The sequence below is a fragment of the Bartonella bilalgolemi genome (assembly GCF_023500045.1).
Taxonomy (GTDB): Bacteria; Pseudomonadota; Alphaproteobacteria; order Rhizobiales; family Rhizobiaceae; genus Bartonella; species Bartonella bilalgolemii.
Genome location: NZ_JAMCOF010000008.1, coordinates 7,158 through 27,954, shown reverse-complemented (window position 1 = coordinate 27,954; position 20,797 = coordinate 7,158). Strand labels below are relative to the sequence as shown.

Annotated in this window: 12 protein-coding genes, 1 tRNA gene and 1 pseudogene; 10 read left to right on the top strand and 4 right to left on the bottom strand. The window is 34.6% G+C overall.

Translation table 11 applies throughout. The features are described 5' to 3' along the window. Nucleotides 1-44 precede the first annotated feature (44 nt). Both M4Z11_RS05200 and M4Z11_RS05195 read left to right on the top strand, forming a co-directional pair. Nucleotides 45-788 (top strand): 16S rRNA (uracil(1498)-N(3))-methyltransferase, encoded by a 744-nt coding sequence (locus M4Z11_RS05200; protein WP_249677228.1) that lies wholly within the window; start codon nt 45-47, stop codon nt 786-788. A gap of 67 nt (nt 789-855) precedes the next feature. Beyond that, entirely contained in the window at nt 856-2,229 is a 1,374-nt protein-coding gene (locus tag M4Z11_RS05195) for a glutamate--cysteine ligase (RefSeq protein ID WP_249677225.1), read from the top strand. A 328-nt stretch (nt 2,230-2,557) separates the two neighbouring features. Here M4Z11_RS05195 and rpsU read toward each other — a convergent pair whose 3' ends face one another. Continuing rightward, nucleotides 2,558-2,791, bottom strand: a complete 234-nt coding sequence (gene rpsU / locus M4Z11_RS05190; RefSeq protein ID WP_249677222.1) for a 30S ribosomal protein S21 — start codon at nt 2,789-2,791, stop codon at nt 2,558-2,560. A gap of 1,516 nt (nt 2,792-4,307) precedes the next feature. On the opposite strand from rpsU, the gene M4Z11_RS05185 reads away from it, so the two are divergent. From M4Z11_RS05185 to M4Z11_RS05175, 3 genes are read left to right on the top strand one after another with little or no spacing between them, the layout of a single operon-like run. Further along, nucleotides 4,308-4,622, top strand: a complete 315-nt coding sequence (locus M4Z11_RS05185) for a hypothetical protein (RefSeq protein WP_249677220.1) — start codon at nt 4,308-4,310, stop codon at nt 4,620-4,622. Continuing rightward, complete coding sequence (locus tag M4Z11_RS05180; RefSeq protein ID WP_249677217.1) at nt 4,610-5,563, top strand: Fic family protein; 954 nt, start codon at nt 4,610-4,612, stop codon at nt 5,561-5,563. The genes M4Z11_RS05185 and M4Z11_RS05180 overlap by 13 nt, the downstream gene beginning before the upstream one ends. Before the next feature lie 24 nt (nt 5,564-5,587). Next, nucleotides 5,588-6,163 carry a hypothetical protein gene (locus M4Z11_RS05175; RefSeq protein ID WP_249677215.1) on the top strand — a complete coding sequence of 192 codons (576 nt, stop codon included), beginning with the start codon at nt 5,588-5,590 and terminating at the stop codon, nt 6,161-6,163. A gap of 219 nt (nt 6,164-6,382) precedes the next feature. Here the strand turns inward: M4Z11_RS05175 and M4Z11_RS05170 are convergent. Continuing rightward, a tRNA-Arg gene (locus tag M4Z11_RS05170) sits at nt 6,383-6,459 on the bottom strand. Nucleotides 6,460-6,833: 374 nt separating this feature from the next. On the opposite strand from M4Z11_RS05170, the gene M4Z11_RS05165 reads away from it, so the two are divergent. The 3 genes from M4Z11_RS05165 (at nt 6,834) to pgi (ending at nt 12,977) form a co-directional block, all read left to right on the top strand. Next, nucleotides 6,834-7,946: an efflux RND transporter periplasmic adaptor subunit gene (locus tag M4Z11_RS05165; protein ID WP_249677211.1), complete on the top strand. Its 1,113-nt coding sequence runs from the start codon at nt 6,834-6,836 to the stop codon at nt 7,944-7,946. A 33-nt stretch (nt 7,947-7,979) separates the two neighbouring features. Then, entirely contained in the window at nt 7,980-11,114 is a 3,135-nt protein-coding gene (locus M4Z11_RS05160) for an efflux RND transporter permease subunit (protein WP_249677208.1), read from the top strand. A 198-nt stretch (nt 11,115-11,312) separates the two neighbouring features. Next, on the top strand, nt 11,313-12,977 hold the full coding sequence (gene pgi, locus M4Z11_RS05155) for a glucose-6-phosphate isomerase (protein ID WP_249677205.1): 1,665 nt from the start codon (nt 11,313-11,315) through the stop codon (nt 12,975-12,977). Nucleotides 12,978-13,303: 326 nt separating this feature from the next. Here the strand turns inward: pgi and M4Z11_RS05150 are convergent, their stop codons facing one another. Then, complete coding sequence (locus tag M4Z11_RS05150) at nt 13,304-14,170, bottom strand: YopJ/AvrA family T3SS effector serine/threonine acetyltransferase (RefSeq protein WP_249677201.1); 867 nt, start codon at nt 14,168-14,170, stop codon at nt 13,304-13,306. 1,174 nt (nt 14,171-15,344) lie between these two features. Beyond that, nucleotides 15,345-16,757, bottom strand: a complete 1,413-nt coding sequence (locus M4Z11_RS05145) for a YopJ/AvrA family T3SS effector serine/threonine acetyltransferase (protein ID WP_249677198.1) — start codon at nt 16,755-16,757, stop codon at nt 15,345-15,347. A gap of 266 nt (nt 16,758-17,023) precedes the next feature. Here M4Z11_RS05145 and M4Z11_RS05140 point away from each other — a divergent pair, with 266 nt between their 5' ends. Together M4Z11_RS05140 and M4Z11_RS05135 are read left to right on the top strand one after the other, a co-directional pair. After that, nucleotides 17,024-17,206: a hypothetical protein gene (locus M4Z11_RS05140; RefSeq protein WP_249677196.1), complete on the top strand. Its 183-nt coding sequence runs from the start codon at nt 17,024-17,026 to the stop codon at nt 17,204-17,206. Nucleotides 17,207-17,997: 791 nt separating this feature from the next. Further along, nucleotides 17,998-20,797: pseudogene (locus M4Z11_RS05135) on the top strand (hypothetical protein); the annotation flags it as partial.

Sequence of the window (20,797 nt, the reverse complement as noted above, 5' to 3'; positions counted from 1 at the left end):
TGCATTCTTTTGACGATTCTAAAAAGCTCTGGTACAAGCTTTTTATGCGTGCAAATTATAAATTAAAAAGACTATTTGTTCGGCAATTATTGGCTTTAAACGAAGAAATAGTAATAGAGGGTCAACAAGCTTCTTATCTTGTGCATGTTTTGCGCATGAAAGAAGGTGCTGAAATTTTGCTTTTTAATGGGCAGGATGGTGAATGGCTTGCCAAGATTATTTTTATTAAAAAAAAAATTGTGGTGACTCGCCTTATTCATCAGGAAAGGTCGCAGACGGCACATTCGGATCTTTTTTATTGTTTTTCTCCCCTTAAGCATATGCGTTTGGATTATATGATACAAAAAGCTGTAGAAATGGGGGTATCTGTTTTATATCCTGTTATAACGCATCATACACAAGTTACTCGTATTAATATGGCGCGTATAGAAGCTAATATTATAGAAGCTTCTGAACAATGCGGTATTTTATCTTTGCCAAAATGTGCACCTGCGGTATCATTAGAAACATTTTTGGAAAATTGGGATAAGACGCATGCTTTATTTTTTTGTGATGAGTTGAACGAATCCTATAACCCAATTCCTCTTTTTAAAAAACATGGAACAAATCCGTTGGGTGTTCTTATTGGTCCAGAAGGTGGGTTTAGCGAAGAGGAGCGAGTTTTTTTGAAGAGATATCCTTTTGTATTTTCTGTATCATTAGGCCCACGCATTTTGCGTGCTGACACTGCAGCTGTTGCTGCATTAACTCTTGTTAATGCTACGATGGGAGATTGGTTAATTGATTAAGACACTTGCAATATCATCGAAAACAATTCATTTAATAGCATACTTATATAATAGGATAAAATAATTGATGGCACTTGATACAACCGATAAAAGTGAAATTAATAGCTTAGATTCTTTAGTTAGTTATTTTGAAGAAGGCTGTAAAACAGAGGATGATTGGTGTATCGGAACAGAACACGAAAAGTTTCCATTTTACGTAGATGGTTTCCGTCCTGTTCCATATGAAGGTGCAAGAGGAATCCGAGTGTTATTGGAAAGAATGCAAGGAGCTTTAGGATGGGAAGCTATTTTAGATGAAGGGAATATTATTGGACTTCTTGGATCAGTCGATCAAGGTGCTATTTCTTTAGAACCTGGGGGGCAGTTCGAATTATCTGGAGCGCCGCTGAAAACAATTGGTCATACTTACTGTGAAGTTATGAAGCATTTAGAACTTCTCAAAAAAATTTCGCAGCCGCTAGGTATTGGTTTTTTAGGTATGGGCGCTAGTCCAAAATGGACATTAGATGAAACACCAAGAATGCCCAAGTCCCGTTATCAAATTATGACCAATTATATGCCAAAAGTTGGTCATGGTGGCCTTGATATGATGTATAGAACGGCAACTATTCAGGTGAATCTTGATTTTTCATCTGAAACTGATATGCGACGGAAAATGCAAGTAGCAATGAAATTACAATCTATTGCAACAGCATTATTTGCCAGTTCCCCTTTTACTAAGGGGTATCCAAATGGTTTTTTATCTTGGCGTTCTCATGTTTGGCATAATACTGATAATCAGAGAACAGGAATACTCCCTTTCGTATTTTCTGAGTGTTTTGGTTTTTCTGATTACGTTGAATGGGCACTTGATGTACCAATGTATTTCGTTGTGCGTGATGGGCATTATTATGATTGTACGCATATAACTTTTCGGCAATTTATGAATGGAGCTTTAAGAGGGCAGATTGCGAATTTAGCACCGACTATAGGAGATTGGATTAATCATTTATCGACTTTATTTCCAGAAGTACGGTTAAAACGCTTTTTGGAAATGAGAGGTGCTGATGGTGGTTCTTTACAGCATATTTGTGCATTATCTGCTTTTTGGGTTGGTCTTCTTTATGATAGTGAGGCACTGAATGAAGCGGAAGCTTTGACAAAAGATTGGTGCTTTGAAGAAGTTGTAGAAATGCATACACGCGTTGCTAAAGAGGGGCTAAAAACACCTTTTCGTCAAACTATAATTTTAGAATTAGCACGTTACGCCCTTGCTATTTCACGTAAAGGTTTAAAAAATCGTCAGCAGTATGATACTGTTGGTTTTGATGAGACAGATTTTCTAGCTCCTTTGGAGGAAGTTGTAGCAATGGGGCGAACAAATGCTGATAAATTTTTATCTAACTATTATTCTATTTGGGGCAAGTCTGTGGAACCAGTATTCTTAGAGTACGCTTACTAAATTATTAAAAATGAAAAAGCTTTTTTTGTTGATACTTTACGTACTTTAATTATTGTTTATTTTAATATTTACTTTAGCATAGCCTCACATTTGACTAATTCAGACTTATAAGTAACAATGTTCATATAAAAATAGGAATATAAAGCTTTATTGACACCAAGAATCATAAAGAGCGCTTTGTTTACAGTTACCTTACCTTATGAGGCCACTTTACTAGTTTAATGAAATATCCTAAAGAAATAAGATAAATTACATTAAAAAAACGCACACATTTCGGCTTTTGTTTATGCTTTAGTTAAATGTTGTATTACAGCAATAAATAACATACTTATCGCGCAGAAAAAGCACGATTGCCGCTGATCAGTCCTTCTCTTTGTGCGTTTTTACGAGCAAGCTTACGTGTGCGACGAATAGCTTCTGCTTTTTCACGAGCACGTTTTTCTGATGGTTTTTCATAGTATCCACGCATCTTCATTTCACGGAAGATACCTTCACGTTGCATCTTTTTTTTCAACGCACGCAGCGCTTGATCAACATTATTATCACGAACGAGTACTTGCACAACTTATCCTGCTTTGTTTCAATATTAAAAATAAATGAGCAAAAAATAAAATCTCTTAAAACTACTAAGTAAAAAGAGTATTAGACCACATACCATATAAATAGGATGCTTGTCTATATTGCTTTTCAAAAACTCTATTCTTTTTGCTATCAATTGCTAACATGCTTTCTCTTTCTGGAGTACGACTAAGTTTGCAATACAATGCATGTCATCTTTATATTGGTAATACTCTCGTTTTATCTTAAATGATAATAATAGAGGTAATGTCTTTCTGTATTAACTTACATATCGATGATATAGCTGTACCCTTGTTTTTCGACAGGTCAGTGTTAGAAGGTCAATTCTTTTAGCCTTTTTATTTATGCAAGAGCAACAAGCAAGAATGATAAACATTTTTCTATGGATATAAAATCTGTTGAAAGGTCGTTTATTATTTGCTTTCTATTCCATGAATAGCCGTTATTGTGATATTGGAAAGAGTAATGGCAGTCTGATCAGCTTATGATTTTGCAGATATCGGAAGGTGATAATCTGCGCGTCAGAGTGGATTTCAATTTGTTAGGAACTTCAGATGGAGTTCGCTCCAACACACTTAAGAAAAAATAGAAATTCATCATGCAAGGTGGTAAATGAAGCAGATGTTTAAAAATACGTGTTTATTGGAAAGTTTTGTCATGAAAGTTCAAAATAAAGAGCTCATCATACTCTATACTCTTCTAGAATTGTATGTTTCTTGATATCATAGTGCATTTAGGTGATTATTGTAGTGTATGGAAAAGCGACAGCATGATCACTTTTTAAATTAAACGATCGATAATCCTTTTTTCATAGTAGAAGCAGATATCGATATTATCTTGAAAATCCGCAAATAATAGGCGATGTCAAGTTGCTAACAAGAAATAATTAATCTAAAACTCAATCTAGATTTGCTATATTTGAAAGATCTTTAGTAATACTGTTGAAAAAGATAATAATATCTTTCTTGCTGATCTTGTATTCTAGATATTCTCTTAAGATTTATATCTATGGTCCGTAGAAGTTATGTTTGCTTCGTTCTAATTCAAATGTTTTTACAATGATTGTTCGCCACTATTATAACCAGTGATATTTCAGGTAGATGATGCTATAACATCTACAGGTATTTAAGAAAATCGATAATTTATCTTTTGCTAAGGCATTCATTATCTAAAAATTCATTTTTACGTGATTGATTTAGAAGCAACAAACATTAATATTTTTGAATATATATTGATATTTTATGGAAATTATATTCATAGTAATTTCTATAAAATCTAGCAATTGTATTAAAAATTATTTATAATAATGAAAAGTAAAAAAGTACTTAATCTATTGTAAATTCAGAATTAAATTTCCTTAAATTATAAGTTTAAAATATAAAATTTATGTTGTTGGCAAAAAAACATATTGATAATAATTTTTAAAATATGTAAATTTGTATTCGATTTTTTTATTATAATATTATAAGAATAATTAATAGATTTTAAGACAAAAAGAAATGCTTAATTATAAAGATATTTTAAATTATCATGCACTTCTTAAAAGTACCAACAAACACCAAAGATTCTGTGAAGTGTTTGATATAGTTTTCAATGTTTCTATGCTTGATAGTTGCTATGTCTCTCCTGAGACACTCCGAATTGTGGGAGGGTATGCGTGCGGGAATTATCCATTAACGCAATTTAATGCTTTAATGGATAATGTTAGAAAAAAAGTAGTGATACAAATCAAAAAAAGAGAGAGGATTATAACCATTCCTATACCCATTCCTATATTGTCACGACAAAAAATAAATATGATTTGCAGGGCATAGATTTTCAGAAAAGATGTGCGCATGATATAATACAAGCGAGTGTTAATCTGAAAGAAGAGCCACTGCCAGAAAAATTTGATTCCTCTTATCTAAAATATCTTCATAAGCGCTTATTTGAAAATACATTTGAATGGGCTGGTTGTACCCGAGAGCTTCCATTTACATTTTCAGATGGTACAGTTGATATAAATTCAACATTAAAAATACCTGACCTGAATTGCTCTGTAAGTAGTGATAAAATTGAAAGCGGTTTAGGAGAAATTGATCGAATACTTGCCGAGAAAAATAGTTTGAAAGATTTATCACGTGAAGAATTTATTCGTGAAGCATCAACAATATTTTCTCACTTTTATAATATATATCCTTTCCGGAATGGAAATGGAATCGTACAACGTATATTTTTTGAAAAAATGGCAGAGGCTGCAGGGCATAGACTTGACTTTTCAGTTATAACAAACCAACGTTGGAAATATGTTCGTTATGCTATATTAACATTTAATAGAGATGACGAAACTATTATACACGATTTTTTTGAAGATATCTCTAATCCAGAAAAAGTAGATATTTTAAAGGAATTCATACAATATGAAAATATGACCACAGATATCAGAAATAAGTTTATTGCAGCAGCAAAACCAGGTTTTACTTATACGGGTCTCTATAAAGGTTGTAGCCGAGATTCTATTATGCTTATGTTAGATGAGCTCATATTAGATGATTGGTATGTTTTATGCAAAAAAGATTATATTGAGCCAAGGGCAGTAAGGACATTGCGGTTGGGTGATAGGATTACTTTTACAGTTCCAACGTCCAAAAAAATTGTTGAAAATATTCTCATTCCAGAAGAAAGAGCAACCTCTTTGACGGAAAAAGAAATTGTTTCAGAAATTCTAAAACATGGCGTCGTCAAAAGGGCTGTACAAGAAATTAGAAGTTTATAAAAATCTGTCTATGGAAGCTCGGAAATGTTGGATAAGGGGATAAATCTGATTCATGTAGATTCAGGTCTCAGTGAACAGCATATCAGGCAGCATGTGAATCTTTTAGAACATAAGTTTGCAGGTACGGTAATATTAGGGATTGACAATCTAGCGCGCAAACAAGCTAAGATAGATTACTTTAAGCTCAGGCAAGCAGTGGATGATTGTATAAGTACTGTAATTTTTATTAGAGAAAGAATTCTTCAAAGACATCAAAAACAACAAGAACGTTGCTCGCGAATGGTAAAAATGCCTAGTCAAGCAGTGCAAAATATTCTTTCTTTATCTGAAGAAGATCAGATCAAAGCCTTAAATGCCAATCCTTCCCTTCACGAAGAGATTAAAGATCTTGTCGATAATGTCAAAGATCGCCTTACATCATGGGAGTTTCAAGTACTTGAGAAGGGAGATTATGTTAAGCTTGCTGACAGTATAGGCATATCAGTAAGTAGAGCGCGGGAAGTTACAGCAATTATTAAGAAAGCTCACAAAGTATGTCAGCTAACCAGAAACAGAGATCATGAGTCGAAAACAATGAATATTAACCTGTTAGAAATATAAAAGCTTTTACTTTTTTATATTCATGGATGAGTTATTTTTATAAAATATTCGCACCTATCTCTATTATAATAATTTAAGGCGCAATAATTTTTTAAAGGAACTTTGATTTATAGTGGTTATCAAAGGAAAATGTAAAACCCTATTTCTTTGCCTTTAATTATATTATCCTGACTATTCAAAAAGTATAAACGAAATTAACATATTATTCACAAAACCTATTGGCGCACCCGAAGAGATTCGAACTCCTGACCCCCAGATTCGTAGTCTGGTGCTCTATCCAGCTGAGCTACGGGTGCGCACTCAGTTCTTTTAGTTAGAATATTGGATTCTTAATTGTTTCGTTAGTGAATTACAAGTGAAACTTGGTAAGGATAAAGATTTTTATCTGTTAGCCCATTATATATTGTTGTCGAAATACTGTTGTAATTTCTCGATTGTTAGAAAGTATCTGCATAGTACTTATATCATTGTGTCATAGTAGAGTTTCAATATGAACGATAGTTAACTTGACGGTCTGATCTACGAAAGGTAGTCAAGTGTAAATGAGATACGTTTTTGTGATGAGAGTTTAAGAGATACTATCTGTAATTTGGTTTTTGGTAAAACTTAAATATTGCATAAAATTATTTCATACAGATGTGTATATTCATTATAAATCAAGGATAGAGGTATGAGATTGTGGAAAAAGACGGTTCCATTAGTACTTTTAGCTTTCGTTTTGATTATTTCTTATTGTAAGTCTAAATATAGTTTAGAGAGCTCTACTTATGCAGTGAATCAAACAAAAAATGTACCGCATAAAACACTAAAAACACCAATAAATATGTCGGCAGCGAAAGTTATTGTTGATTCTGTTAAGATTGAAAATTTTAATGAAAAACTTACTTTAATTGGCAATGGAAGAGCTATTGCAACAGTAGGATTAACTCCCTGGTCAGCAGGTGTTGTTGATAAACTTTTTGTATCAGCTGGAGAAAAAGTGCAAGCTGGTGATTTGATTGCAAAACTTGATTCTAAAAAGGAAGAAATAGCGGTTGCAAGAGCGAAGGTACAACGTGATAATAGTGCTTTAACGCTTTCGCGTATTCTTAAGTTACGTGCTACTAATACAGCAACAGAAGTTCAAGAACTTACAGCGCGCTTAGAGCTAGATAATGCAAATTTGGCTTTGCGTGATGCTGAATTAGCACTTGATCGACGGACGATTTGTACACCAATTGGCGGAATTGTTGGTATTTTGCCTATTGATGTAGGGAATGCTGTTGCTCTTAATACTGAAATAGCTCGTATTGAAAATAGAGAGCGTATTTTAATCGATATATGGGTACCTGAACAATATGCATCACGTATTAACAAAGGAGATGAAGTAATTGTAACTTTAACAACACAGTCGAGTGAGACTTTCGTTGGTTATATTTATGCGATTGATAATATAGTTGATGTTGCAAGCCGCACATTTCGTGTTCAAGTTGAGATCGAAAATAAAAAAGATACACTTATGTCTGGTATGTCTTTTTCTGTTACATTGCAATTCGATAGCGGTTTATTTCCTGTTGTTAATCCTCTAGCTGTTCAATGGGATAGTAAAGGATCATTTGTATGGCGTGTAAGAGAAGATAAGGTAGAACGTATTCCAATATCGATTATTAAGCATAAAACAGATCAAATATTTGTGAAAGCTTTTTTAGAAAATGATGCTCAAGTTGTTATACAAGGGGTACAAACGCTTTATCCAGGTAGAAGTGTCATTATTGAAGACTCAAAAGGTTCCAATAGTAATTAAGTAATTATCGGTGATGAGTAAGCGGGATGTATAATGAGTCAAGAACTTAAAACAAAACAATTTATAACGCAACCAGGACAAGGCGGTATGATTGCATTGTTTGTTCGGAGGCCAGTTTTCACTTTTGTTGTGAATGCCATGATCATAATTGCAGGATTTTCTGCATGGATGAATGTTGATGTGCGTGAGTTGCCAGATGTTGACACTCCAGTAACGACGATTATGACAACCTTTTCTGGTGCATCAGCAGAAACAATTGATCGTGAGATTACAAAAGTTATAGAAGATGCTGTCGCTCGTGTTTCAGGGGTTAAAACAATTTCTTCAACTTCTTCTTTTGGTCGTTCTCGTGTAGAAATTAGTTTTAATGTTGGTGTTGATTTAAATGTTGCAGCATCTGACATTCGTGATGCCATTTCTCGTGTTACTTATTCTTTACCAAAAGATGCAGACACACCTTTAATCATTAAAGCAGATTCAAATGCTGCTGCGATGATGTATTTAGTTGTGACTTCGTCAACGATGAATATTGATGATTTAACAACGATTGTAAATGATCAAATTGTTGATAAGCTTTCTGCTGTTGATGGTGTTGGTGATGTGCAAGTTGATAGTGCTCGCACGAAAATTTTTCAGATTGATGTCGATCAAGTGAAGCTTGCTAGCTATGGATTGACCGTGGGAGATATTTCTCGTGTTCTTGCTGATATGACAACTGATGCTCCTGTAGGATCGTTGCGCAATTCTATACAAACCTTAATTGTACGTGCAACTGCTCGTTTGACAACACCTGAAGCTTTTGAACAGGTCATCTTAAAGCCTCATGTACGACTTGGAGATATTGCACATGTTACTTTATCGCCCGATGTAGAAACAGTTATTCTTCGTGTTAATGGGAAAACAGGGGTTGGGATAGGAATTGTGCGTAAGGCGCAATCTAATACTCTTAATATTTCTAAAGGTATTCGCGCGGCTCTTGAACAACTTAAAATTGTTTTGCCTCCTTCTGTGCATATGAGTATTCTTAGTGATGATGCTATTTTTATTAACAGTGCTCTTCATGAAGTTGAGGCTGCATTAGTCATTGCTGTATTAAGTGTTATTTTGGTTATTTTTCTTTTCCTTAGAGATATTCCTGCAACACTTATTCCTATTTTGTCTATTCCAGTTACTCTTATAGGGACAATTGCAGCGATTTATCTTGTAGGATTTTCATTGAATATTCTGACCCTTTTAGGGCTTGTTTTGGCGACGGGACTTGTTGTGGATGATGCAATTGTTGTTCTTGAGAACATTGTTCGATGGCGCAATACGGGATTAGGATCTCGATCAGCAGCAGTAGTAGGAACACAAGAAGTGTTTTTTGCTGTTTTAGCAACGACATTAACTTTAGTTGCTGTTTTTGTGCCTATTTCTTTTCTTCCTGGACAGGTTGGGGGGCTTTTTAGAGAATTCGGTTTTGTTTTAGCTATTTCCATTTTGCTTTCTTCAGTTGTTGCTTTGACACTTTGTCCTATGCTTGCTTCACGCTTTCTTAAACAATATGTTGGAGACAGTGGAAAAAAAGCACATTATTTTGCTCTTTTGGATAAATTAGGTACTTTTTTTAGCAGAAGTTATGCTTATAGTTTACATAAATGCCTAGAACGCCCTTGGACTGTTGTACTGGTTTCATTTGTTTTTGCAAGCTTTTGTCTTGGAGCCTACATGAAATTGCAACAGGAGCTAACACCAACAGAAGATAGAGCCGTTGTTTTTTTGGTTATTAATGGGCCACAAGGGATTTCAGTGCAATATTTGAATGAGCAGGTGAAGCAGCTTGAAGCGAGCTTAGAGCCTTTGCGTGATTCTGGTGAGATTATTAATAGTTACTCTGTTGCTGGAATTGGTGGTTCACCTAATAGTGCTTTTCTTGTTTTATTACTTTCATCTTGGGATCAGCGTTCTCGGAGTCAGCAAGAAATTGTGGAAGATATTAATGCGAGGGTTAAAGAATTTCCAGCAGTATTTGTATTCGCAGCACAAGGAAATTCACTAGGAGTTCGAGGAACTGGCCAAGGATTACAATTCGCAATTCTTGGAGATAATTATACAAAATTACAATCTATTGCTGGCGAGCTGATTAAGCTTTTGCAATCTGATACGCGCTTTATTCGTCCACGGCTTACGGTAGACGCAACACAACCACAATTTTTTATTGAAATTGATCGAGAAAAAGCTTCTGATTTAGGTATTGATATCACTAACGTAGGTAATACGTTACAAGCAATGTTAGATGGAAGAAAAATTGGTTCTATTTATGTAGATGATCATTCCTACGATGTTAAACTAACATCGCGTAAGAATCCCATTACTAATCCATCTGATTTGGAAAATGTTTTTTTTAAAACTACAGATGATAAATATGTTCCTTTATCGGTTATTGCAAATTTGCATGAAAAAGCTATTGCGCCGCAGTTAAAACGAGAAAAACGTATGAGTGCGGTTGTTATGAGTGCAAATCTTTCTCCAGGTTTTTCTTTAGGAAATGCGTATCAAACTATAGAAAATATTGCTTCTCCTTTGTTAGTGGAAGGAAATTATATTGTTCCTTTGGGTGAAGCTGCGACACTTAGTGAAACATCTTCTGGTTTTATGATTGTTTTTGGTATTGCCTTTGTGATTATTCTATTGGTTTTAGCCGCGCAGTTTGAGAGTTTTGTTTCAGGCTTTATTATAATAGCGACTGTACCATTAGGACTTGGTTGTGCTGTAATTGCTATGCTTTTTAGCGGTGTTAGTCTGAATATTTATAGTCAAATCGGTTTGATTTTATTGGTTGGAGTTATGGCAAAAAATGGTATTCTAATCGTTGAATTTGCAGATCAGTTACGTGATCAGGGTAAGAACGTGCGTGAAGCTGTAGAGGATGCGGCAAATATTCGTCTTCGTCCAGTGTGTATGACAATGATTTGCGCTATCTTAGGAGGAATTCCTTTAGTTTTAGCAAAAGGTGCTGGTGCAGAAGCACGTATAGCTTTAGGATGGGTTATTGTTGGCGGTTTAGGCCTAGCGACGATTTTTACTCTTTTTGTGACGCCAGTTGTTTATCTCTTATTTGGACGTTTTGTACAACCAAAAGCAGAGGAAGCTCTGCGTTTAAAAAGGGAGCTTAACCATATTGAATGACTTTTTAAAAATAAAGGGTTAATAGATTTTCAATTTTTTTATTTAAAAGGTATCATTTTAATACTTTATCTTTTTTATTTTTGCATAGCTTTATTTTGTAAGTGAGCAATGAAAATGATTTTAAAATAAATTGAATAGTTCTCTACCTTGTTATCATTAATATTAAAAACTCTATTATCAATGGTTAGGGAGATATAATTGATAATTCGTAATGAAAAAGCTTTTAAACAGACTTTGAAGGCACTAAAACGGCATTTTATAAAAGATGGAGTTTGTGATATCCGTCAACATTTTGCAGAAGATGCACAACGTTTTACTCATTTTTCCTTAAAACTTGATGATCTTCTTTTTGATTTTTCGAAATGCGGTGTAACATTTAATACGTTGCGACTTTTGGATAATCTTGCTGTTGCAACAGATGTATTAGGCTGGTGTAAAGCAATGTTTTCTGGTGAAATTATTAATAAAACTGAAAAACGTTCAGCTCTTCATGTTGCATTGCGTTTTTCTGTCGATGAAATTTTTATGTTAGATGGATGCAATATTGTTCAAGATATTCAAGCTGTTTTTTCCCATATGGAAACATTTTCTGAAATAGTTCGCGATGGAAGCTATAAAGGCAGCAGTGGTGAGAAGATACTTGATATTGTGAATATCGGTATTGGGGGCTCTGATCTTGGGCCTGCAATGGTTACTAGTGCTTTGAAGCCATATCATGATGGCCCACGTTGTCATTTTGTTTCTAACGTTGATAGTGCACATATTTCTGACACTCTTGCTAATTTAAATCCAGAAACAACGTTATTTGTTATTGCCTCTAAAACTTTTACTACAATTGAAACAATGGTTAATGCTCGTGTTGCACGTCAATGGATCAGCGCGCATTTAGGCAAGGAAGCAATAAAAACACATTTCGTTGCTGTGTCAAGTGCAGTCGATAAAGTAATAGAATTTGGAATAGCTCCATCAAAAATTTTTAGATTTTGGGATTGGATAGGGGGGCGTTATTCAGTTTGGTCAGCAATTGGTCTTGTTATTATGTTGGCAATAGGTGGTCAGAATTTTCGTCAATTTCTCAAAGGTGCTCAGCAGATGGATCAACATTTTAAGAGCGCGTCTTTACATCAAAATATTCCTATTCGGTTTGCTCTTTTAGGATTCTGGCATCGTGTCATTTGTGGTTATACATCACGTGTTGTTGTTCCTTATTCGCAGCGTTTAGAGCGTTTGCCGGCTTATTTACAGCAACTTGATATGGAATCAAATGGCAAGCAAGTCTTTTGGGATGGTAAACCAATGAATTTTCCAAGTGGGCCGATTGTTTGGGGTGCTTCAGGAACAAATGGACAGCATGCTTTTTTTCAGTTCTTACATCAAGGAACAGATATTGTTCCTGTAGAATTTATTCTATTTGTAAAAGGGCATGAGCCAAATTTACATCATATGCATGATATGCTGGTAGCTAATTGTTTGGCACAGTCAGAAGCTTTGATGAAGGGTCGTAATATTGAATATGCATCATATACTATTCGTAGAGTTGATAATACTGATGTGGATGATTTAGCTCTTCATAAAAGTTGTAAAGGAAATCGGCCTAGTATTATCTTGCTTCAAGATTTATTGACGCCTTTTACCCTTGGTCGTTTAATTGCGCTTTATGAGCATCGTATTTTTGTTGAAGGCATTTTAATGAATATTAATTCATTTGACCAATGGGGTGTTGAATTTGGCAAAGAGTTAGCAAATGAATTATTGCCAATGATTTGTGGAAAAGACGAAAATAGCGATCATGATAGTTCAACATTAGGATTATTAGCGCATATTCAAGACAGGCGTATTAAAAGAACGTCTGCACTTGATTAATATGCGTATGTAGTAGAAAAGTCTTTGAGAGGTCAATTATCGAATGTATGGAAGTATCACCTAAAACTACAGAATATTAGACAATTCTTATGATGTAAAACTTATAATATTAATTTAAAACTTTCAGATATATAAAAATTAGCACTCGTTGTTATATAATTGATTCATAAAAAACAGTCAGTAAAATATATTTACTTTCTTTAATTTATGATGTTCGCATATGATAAATCTTAAAAAGAAGCCAAAGGCTAATAAACTCAATGAATTTATGTTCATAATTTATTTTCTATTTCATTTATAGTGACCAAATATTAAAAATGATATTATTATCTCATCAAAGATTTATATTCAGCAACCCTTTTTTTGTGTGCTGAAACAGATATACATCTACCTCTTAATACAACTGAGTTTCTTTCAAATCTCTCAAAAATGGTTTCATTTTTTTTGTTAATGATTTCGTTTTTGGATTCTGGATTTTTTGTCATATATTCCTCAAGACGTCTTAAACCTTGCACGTGTTTATAAAAGTCGATTGGAAGATATGTATCCAACAAATCACAAGATAAATGGATTTCTCTGTCCCATCGATCACCTTTAATGTTATCTCTATGTAATTTTTCTAATTTATCAGATTGACGATAAAGTTTTTTAGCGAGAGATAAACTAAAAATTGCACATTCAGATATACTTCGCTGAATATCCATTTCCGCCATAGAAAAATAACAGTGAGATAACCGAGTTTCTGCGATCGTTTGCATTTTTGCTCCTAGAATCGCTGCGTTTGGAAAAGAGAATCTTGCGGGTTCAAATAATATCAGAGATATTTTATTATCGATAGTTTGGTGATCAACTACTCCAAAATGAATTGCATCATCATTTCCTCCGACGTTAACTATATACCTAGAAGACTTAATTCCATTTTTAATTGTTTTTTTGATTAATGCGACGAAATCTATAGGTTCTTTAATCAATGTAAGATTCATCTCTAGATATTTATTATTCGCCTGCTTTATCAAGGCAGGCATCATTTTAAAATCTCTTTTCGTATAATTAGTGTTAGACCAATAATTATTATCAATGTCATTCTCTAAATCTGCAATAATATTTTCTAACGATGCACTACTGTAATCAACGTCATCTGCGGTATTAGATAAACCAACAGCATTTTTCATTGCGTTCAATAATTTCCGCATTAAACCACTTTCTTTATAAAAATTATCAAAAAATTTAAATAGCAACATTATTATGGTTAAATTATGTTATATATCTTTTGAAAAGAAAAAAGGTAAAATTAATATTTTAAATCTAAAAAGCTTTCATGATAAGTTTTGAAGAAGTTTATTTCTCCATATTATTAACTAAAGTGATCAACAACTTTTAAAAAAATATTATCATAATCTTATCAGATTTTTGTATTCAGCAATCCTTTTCTTATGTAAGTATGTAATAAGACAGATTATTACAGCTAGGTTGTAGTATATAATTCTTTTAAAGTAAGCTCTACTGCGGATCATTTTAGTCCTAAAATTCAATCTCTGCGACTCTGAAAAACGAAAAAGCCAATGTCAAATGTCATGAGAAGCTTTAAGTATTTTATATGGATCGTTAAAAAGTATGTTCTAAAATAGTATTTATAGGATTTACTATTTCTAACTGCATAGCTTGAATAATTAACAAAAGCGTAAATTTAATCCTTACTTTTTATACTAAACAGATCAAATGTGTTCTCTATTGCTGGTGTTAACTTAGGATCTATTAAGTTGATATGTTTGGGTTTTATAGGAAGCTTGATACTTGGATCGTTTTTAAGTTCAGAATTTAGATTGGGATAGATAGCTTTAATAAATTTAAAAGGATTTTTTCTAGTTAGATTAATTTATCTTATTCAAAATGAAATATCCGCCTAGATAGTAGTAGCCTTAGGAAAGCTTATAGACAAGAACTCAAATATCGTTAGCATTCTTCGATCCTTTCATTTCTAAATAATTATAATCGAGCGGCTTTATGATTACTGTGACCACGTGCTACACATGAAAATTTTTCTGTGCTGAATGATTTTTTTGACAATATGATTATAACTAAGAGAGTATTGCCATTTTAAAGCAGAATGAGTATGAAAATAAGTATATTCATTTTACAAATAGAATGTTAAAAAATTTTCTCACTTTTCTAGAGAATCATGCAGCAACAAATTTTTGTCACTGTACTTAGTTTATTAACAACTGTTAGGATATCATACTTAAGTGTTATTCATCGATTTATTGAGCATCAAAAATCTCTGATTAACGAAGCTCAACACATCCTATAGTTATAGCCACACAAGGTGATATTTACAGCATAGCAGATACTGTAATCAGAGATTTATATTTATCTTACCAGAGCTTTATATTTATCAATTCTTTTCTTCTGTGATGAACAAGATACAACTTTATCTTCTAATAACACTGAGTGTCTATCTAATCTATGATGCAGAGTTTCATCTTTGTTATTAATTCTTTTAGTAAAATACTTCCGATTTGTGTCTACATATTCACGGATACGCTTTCCAGTTTGTGCATGTTTATAAAAAACGCCTGGAAGATACTCATCCACTTTATGATAAGGTAAAGGAATTCCTCGCTTACATAAAATACCGCTAATATTATCTTGGTGCATTACTTTTAATTTATCAGCTTCGAGATGAAGTTTTTTGGCAAGAAGTAAACTTATAATTCCGCTTTCAAAGGAGTCTGCTTGAAGATTAATTTCCGCCATAGAAAAATAACAATAAGGTAGTTGTGCAGCTTCAATGGCTGATTTCATTGTCACTCCTAGTATTTCTGCATTCATGTACGTGAATTTTGTAGTTTCAAACAATATTAAGGATGTTTTATCAGCAATGGTTTGCTGATCAATTATCGCAAAATGAGAGGCATTACCTTCTAGGCTAACTAGAAATCTAGAAGATGGAATTCCCTGATTGATTACTTTTTGTATTGATTTCACAAGCTGTTCAGGATCCGTAATGAATTGAAGATTTATCTCTGGACATTTATTATTTTCCTGCTCGACTAAGCGGGGCATCATTGTAAAGTCTAGATGTGCATAGTTAGCGTTGACAAAACTACTATTAGTAATGTCATTTTCTAAATCTGAAATAACGCTTTTTAATGCTTTCTTGTTGAATAAGATGCTTGGTTTTTCTGCTATTTTATTAGCCTCCAAAATCTCTAAATTCGTTAGAAGTTCTTCTAATGTTGTACTACTATTTAATGGACTACTAGTTTGAATTGGAGCGCTGGCTTGGCTTGGACCGCTGACTTGGCTTGGACCGCTGACTTGGCTTGGACCGCTGGCTTGGCTTGGACCGCTGGCTTGGCTTGGACCGCTGGCTTGGTTTGGACCGCTGGCTTGAATTGGATCGCTGACTTGAGCCTCCAAAGTCTCTAACTGCGTTAGAAGCTCTTCTAATGTTGTACTACTATTTAATGGACTACTAGTTTGAATTGGACCGCTGGCTTGGCTTGGACCGCTGGCTTGGCTTGGACCGCTGGCTTGGCTTGGACCGCTGGCTTGGCTTGGACCGCTGGCTTGGTTTGGACCACTGGCTTGGTTTGGACCACTGGCTTGAATTGGATCGCTGACTTGAATTGGATCGCTGACTTGAATTGGATCGCTGACTTGAGCCTCCAAAATCTCTAACTGCGTTAGAAGTTCTTCTAATGTTGTACTACTATTTAATGGACTACTGGCTTGAATTGGACCGCTGGCTTGGTCTGTTAAATTTTTTGATTTAGGCATAATTAATCTCCTTTAATAATTAATATAAAATAACAGTTTTTTGGGGCTAAAAGATGTTTATATTGACTTCTTCTGCACCCTGAAGAGCGAAATAAGTAAAGTCATGTTGTTAAGTTTAAGTCGCTTTTACTATAGATTTTGCAAAGCTTATTTTATTTTAAATTAAGGCTTTATATTTCCTGTGCTCTTTGGTTTATTCTAAGACGCATAGAATATTAAAATCCTGAAACTAATTTACCGAAGTTTTTGGGTTGTACTTCAATATCTTGTCTGCTTTAACGTATCCTATGTGGAACCATGACAAAAATATCATAACAGCTTGTAGTGTTGATATACGTATTCTTGTTGCTCGATATCATGGACTTAAGAGAAGAGTCGGTCAAATACTGGAAGCCAAAAAAATACGAAGAAGCATTATATTGTTTTCAGGAATTGGTTCAGAAAATTAAGTTTTTTATGTCTTAGTTAAGGCTACAGTTTTTTTGATAAATTGCAGAAAGCAATCTGTTTTTGTGAGTGGATTTTACAGAATTTTTTTTAAAAGAAAAAACATCAAAATGATATACACGTATATCGTTAGCGACCTGTTCACAGAATAAAAAACTCGTATGAGTTTTATGATTGGTCTGAATGATAAAGAAATTCAAATGATCAAAATAGCCAAAAAGAAAAGGCAGTATTATTATAAGCCTGTTTTTGGCTATCGTCTTTTTCAATTAGAATGAGTGTAGAGTGCTCTCTCTTTGTAGTAGTTTCCAGTTAAGGAAGACTTTGCTGGAGTGCAAAAACTTATCACTGCGAATTTGCAAGTGTGATGCATTGCCTAAATATTCTTTGATTGTTGATATAAGATGCATTTTTTAGAATCAAGAAAAAATTATTCATTTATACACTTGCCATTTTATGTATGTGCTCCATCTAAAGGACAAATTGTTCTTTATTGAAAATGATTTTTATCAAAGGAAGGATTGCATTACTCTCTGACAGAGAGGACATAGTGATTTCAAATTTTTTGTTGATTTATTTTAAGATTTTGGAATGGAGAGGTTTTAGACCTTTTGTGAAATCCAGTGTTTTAGAATGATACCACAATAGATTTCGGCATTGGCGGGGTAGCTTCCAGATTTTTGTAAGTTTTTTAGTACGCAAAAGTGCTTTTGCGGAGGGGTTGATTTTGCTCTTTTTGTGAGGCTGGGCTTTGTTTTTAGCATTGAATGTGTTTTTTATTGAGGGGTTTATTATGAAAAAAAATTCAACACCAAATATCATTAAAGCGGTTTCGTTAGGAGCAGTGGTATCTGTTCTTTTGTCTAGTACTTCTCCTGTTTTTTCGGCTAATGTTGCAATAACAGGAGCGACTAATCAAAGTTCAAATGGCCCCGCTTCTGCTTATCCAAAGGGGAGTCATGGTAGTATTGTTTTTAGCGGTGATGATGATTTTTGTGGTGTTGATAATGTTGTTGGTCGCGGTGGTGCTCAAAAACCTGGTACGGCCATAACTGCAGAAGAGCAATATGAGAGGTTTATTAATAACGAAACATTTTCTGGTCGGAATCCTTATGGCTCTTCAACAAAAAAAGTTAATTGGACTGGTGAAGGCACAACGGAAGGTAATGTTGGTTATATGGGGACAGCAACAGGTGGTGTTGCCAATGCTATGCCTGAAGCTTTTGGTGTTTATTCTTTTGCAACCGGTTGTGGATCTTATGCATCGGGGAATTATTCTACAGCATTTGGTGCAGGTGCGACTGCGAAGGCTGGTGGAGCACAAGCTTTTGGTGTTTCTTCTCTTGCGACTGGGGAAGCAAGTGTTGCCATGGGAGTTGGAACTGAAGCGACAGGTAAATCTGCAGCTGCATTTGGTTCTCTTGCAAAGGCAGAAGGTTTAAATAGTGTTGCTTTAGGTACAAGAGCACATGCAGAAGGTTTAAACAGTGTTGCTTTAGGAAACAAAGCACATGCATATGTTGAAGGGGCAGTTGCTATAGGACATGATTCTGTAGCTGGGACGACGTCTTCGGTTGCTATTGGTAGCGGTGCACAAGTGACTGTTGAAAGTGGTGTTGCATTAGGAGGAAATTCTGTTGCAGTTACTCCTTATGGTGCTGCTGGTTATGATCCTAGAGTTAACGGTAACTCGACAATAGATGATTTTGTATGGAAAAGTACTAAAGGTGCAGTCAGTGTTGGTAATTCTCAGCATGGAGTAACTAGACAGATTGTGGGAGTAGCGGCTGGTACTGCTTTGTCAGATGCAGTGAATGTTGCACAGTTACAAGCATTAAGAGATATGATCCTTACAGGAGGTAATGACCTTATTCAGCAAGATGGAAGTACAGGTGTTATTACTATTGGTTCTGGTGTTAATGGAGATACAATCGATATTGTAAACAATGAAAAGCAATCTCGGAAGATTTCTGGTGTTTCGGGTGGAGAGGTTGCTGAACACTCGACTGAGGCAATAAATGGAGGTCAGCTTTGGGAGACTAATGAAAAAATTTCAGAATTAGATACTGAGATTGATAATATAGAGACAAATATAACTAAGATTCAGACTGATGTAACAAAAGTTGCCACAAATACATCACAGTATTTTGGAGGCGGTGCGAATGTTTTGGATGGTACAGCGCCAACTTACACAATTAATGGCTCTCAGTATAATGATGTTGGTTCAGCGTTTGAAGGTGTTGATACAACTTTTACGGAAATTAATAATAAAATCTCCAATATAACAGAAAATAGCCTTGTTCAACAAGATGCAGCTCAGGATAATCTTATTACTATTGGAGCGAAAACAGGTGGTACTGTAATTGATATTAAAAACAGTACAGCTGATTTACGGAAGATTATTGGTGTTAAAGATGGAGAGATTTCTGAACAATCAACGGATGCAATAAATGGTGGTCAGTTTTGGCGGATTGCAAGCAATGTATCAGAGTATTTTGGAGGTGGTGCAGATGTTTTAGGTGGTAAAGCACCAACTTATACAATTAATGGCTCTCAGTATAATGATGTTGGTTCAGCATTTAAAGGTGTTGATACGACTTTTACGGAAATTAATCATACAATCTCTAATATAACGGAAAATAGCCTTGTTCAGCAAGATTCAGCTCAAGATGATCTTATTACTATTGGAGCGGAAACAGGTGGTACTCTAATTGATATTACGAACAGTGAAGGTGAATATCGGAAAATTACTGGTGTTAAGGATGGAGATGTTTCAGAACAATCAGTGGATGCAATAAATGGTAGTCAGCTTTGGCAGGTTGCAAGCAATACATCAGAGTATTTAGGTGGTGGTGCGGATGTTTTGGGTGGTAAAAGACCAGACTATGAAATTGATGGTATTACCTATAATGATGTTGGCTCGGCGTTTGAGGGTATTGATGTTGTTTTTACAGAGATTCGCAATGAAATAAGCGGCATAACGGAAAATAGCCTTATTCAGCAAGATTCAACTCAAGATGATCTTATTACTATTGGAGCGAAAACAGGTGGTAGTGTAATTGATATTACGAACAGTGAAGGTGAATATCGGAAAATTACTAGTGTTAGGGATGGAGATGTTTCAGAACAATCAGTGGATGCAATAAATGGTAGTCAGCTTTGGCAGGTTGCAAGCAATACATCAGAGTATTTTGGAGGTGGTGCAGATGTTTTGAGTGGTAAAGCACCAACTTATACAATTAATGGCTCTCAGTATAATGATGTTGGCTCAGCATTTGAAGGTGTTGATACGACTTTTACGGAAATTAATAATAAAATCTCCAATATAACGGAAAATAGCCTTGTTCAGCAAGATTCAGCTCAGGATAATATTATTACTATTGGAGCAGAAACAAGTGGCATTGAAATACATGTTCTTAACAATGAAGGTAAAAGGCGGAGGATCGTTGGTGTTTTGGGAGGAGCGATTACCAAAGGATCCTCTGAGGTAGTGAATGGTGGACAGCTTTGGGAGACTGAACAAGTTATTGAAGAGTTGGGTTATAATACATCAAAGTATTTAGGTGGTGGTGCAGATGTTTTGGCTGGTACAG

Excerpts from the sequence above, each read along its gene's own strand:
- M4Z11_RS05200 (WP_249677228.1), top strand. The coding sequence starts at position 45 with ATGCGTGCAAATTATAAATTAAAAAGACTATTTGTTCGGCAATTATTG.
- M4Z11_RS05165 (WP_249677211.1), top strand. The coding sequence starts at position 6,834 with ATGAGATTGTGGAAAAAGACGGTTCCATTAGTACTTTTAGCTTTCGTT.
- M4Z11_RS05175 (WP_249677215.1), top strand. The coding sequence starts at position 5,588 with ATGTTGGATAAGGGGATAAATCTGATTCATGTAGATTCAGGTCTCAGT.
- M4Z11_RS05150 (WP_249677201.1), bottom strand. The coding sequence starts at position 14,170 with ATGCGGAAATTATTGAACGCAATGAAAAATGCTGTTGGTTTATCTAAT.
- M4Z11_RS05195 (WP_249677225.1), top strand. The coding sequence starts at position 856 with ATGGCACTTGATACAACCGATAAAAGTGAAATTAATAGCTTAGATTCT.
- M4Z11_RS05160 (WP_249677208.1), top strand. The coding sequence starts at position 7,980 with ATGAGTCAAGAACTTAAAACAAAACAATTTATAACGCAACCAGGACAA.
- M4Z11_RS05185 (WP_249677220.1), top strand. The coding sequence starts at position 4,308 with ATGCTTAATTATAAAGATATTTTAAATTATCATGCACTTCTTAAAAGT.
- M4Z11_RS05145 (WP_249677198.1), bottom strand. The coding sequence starts at position 16,757 with ATGCCTAAATCAAAAAATTTAACAGACCAAGCCAGCGGTCCAATTCAA.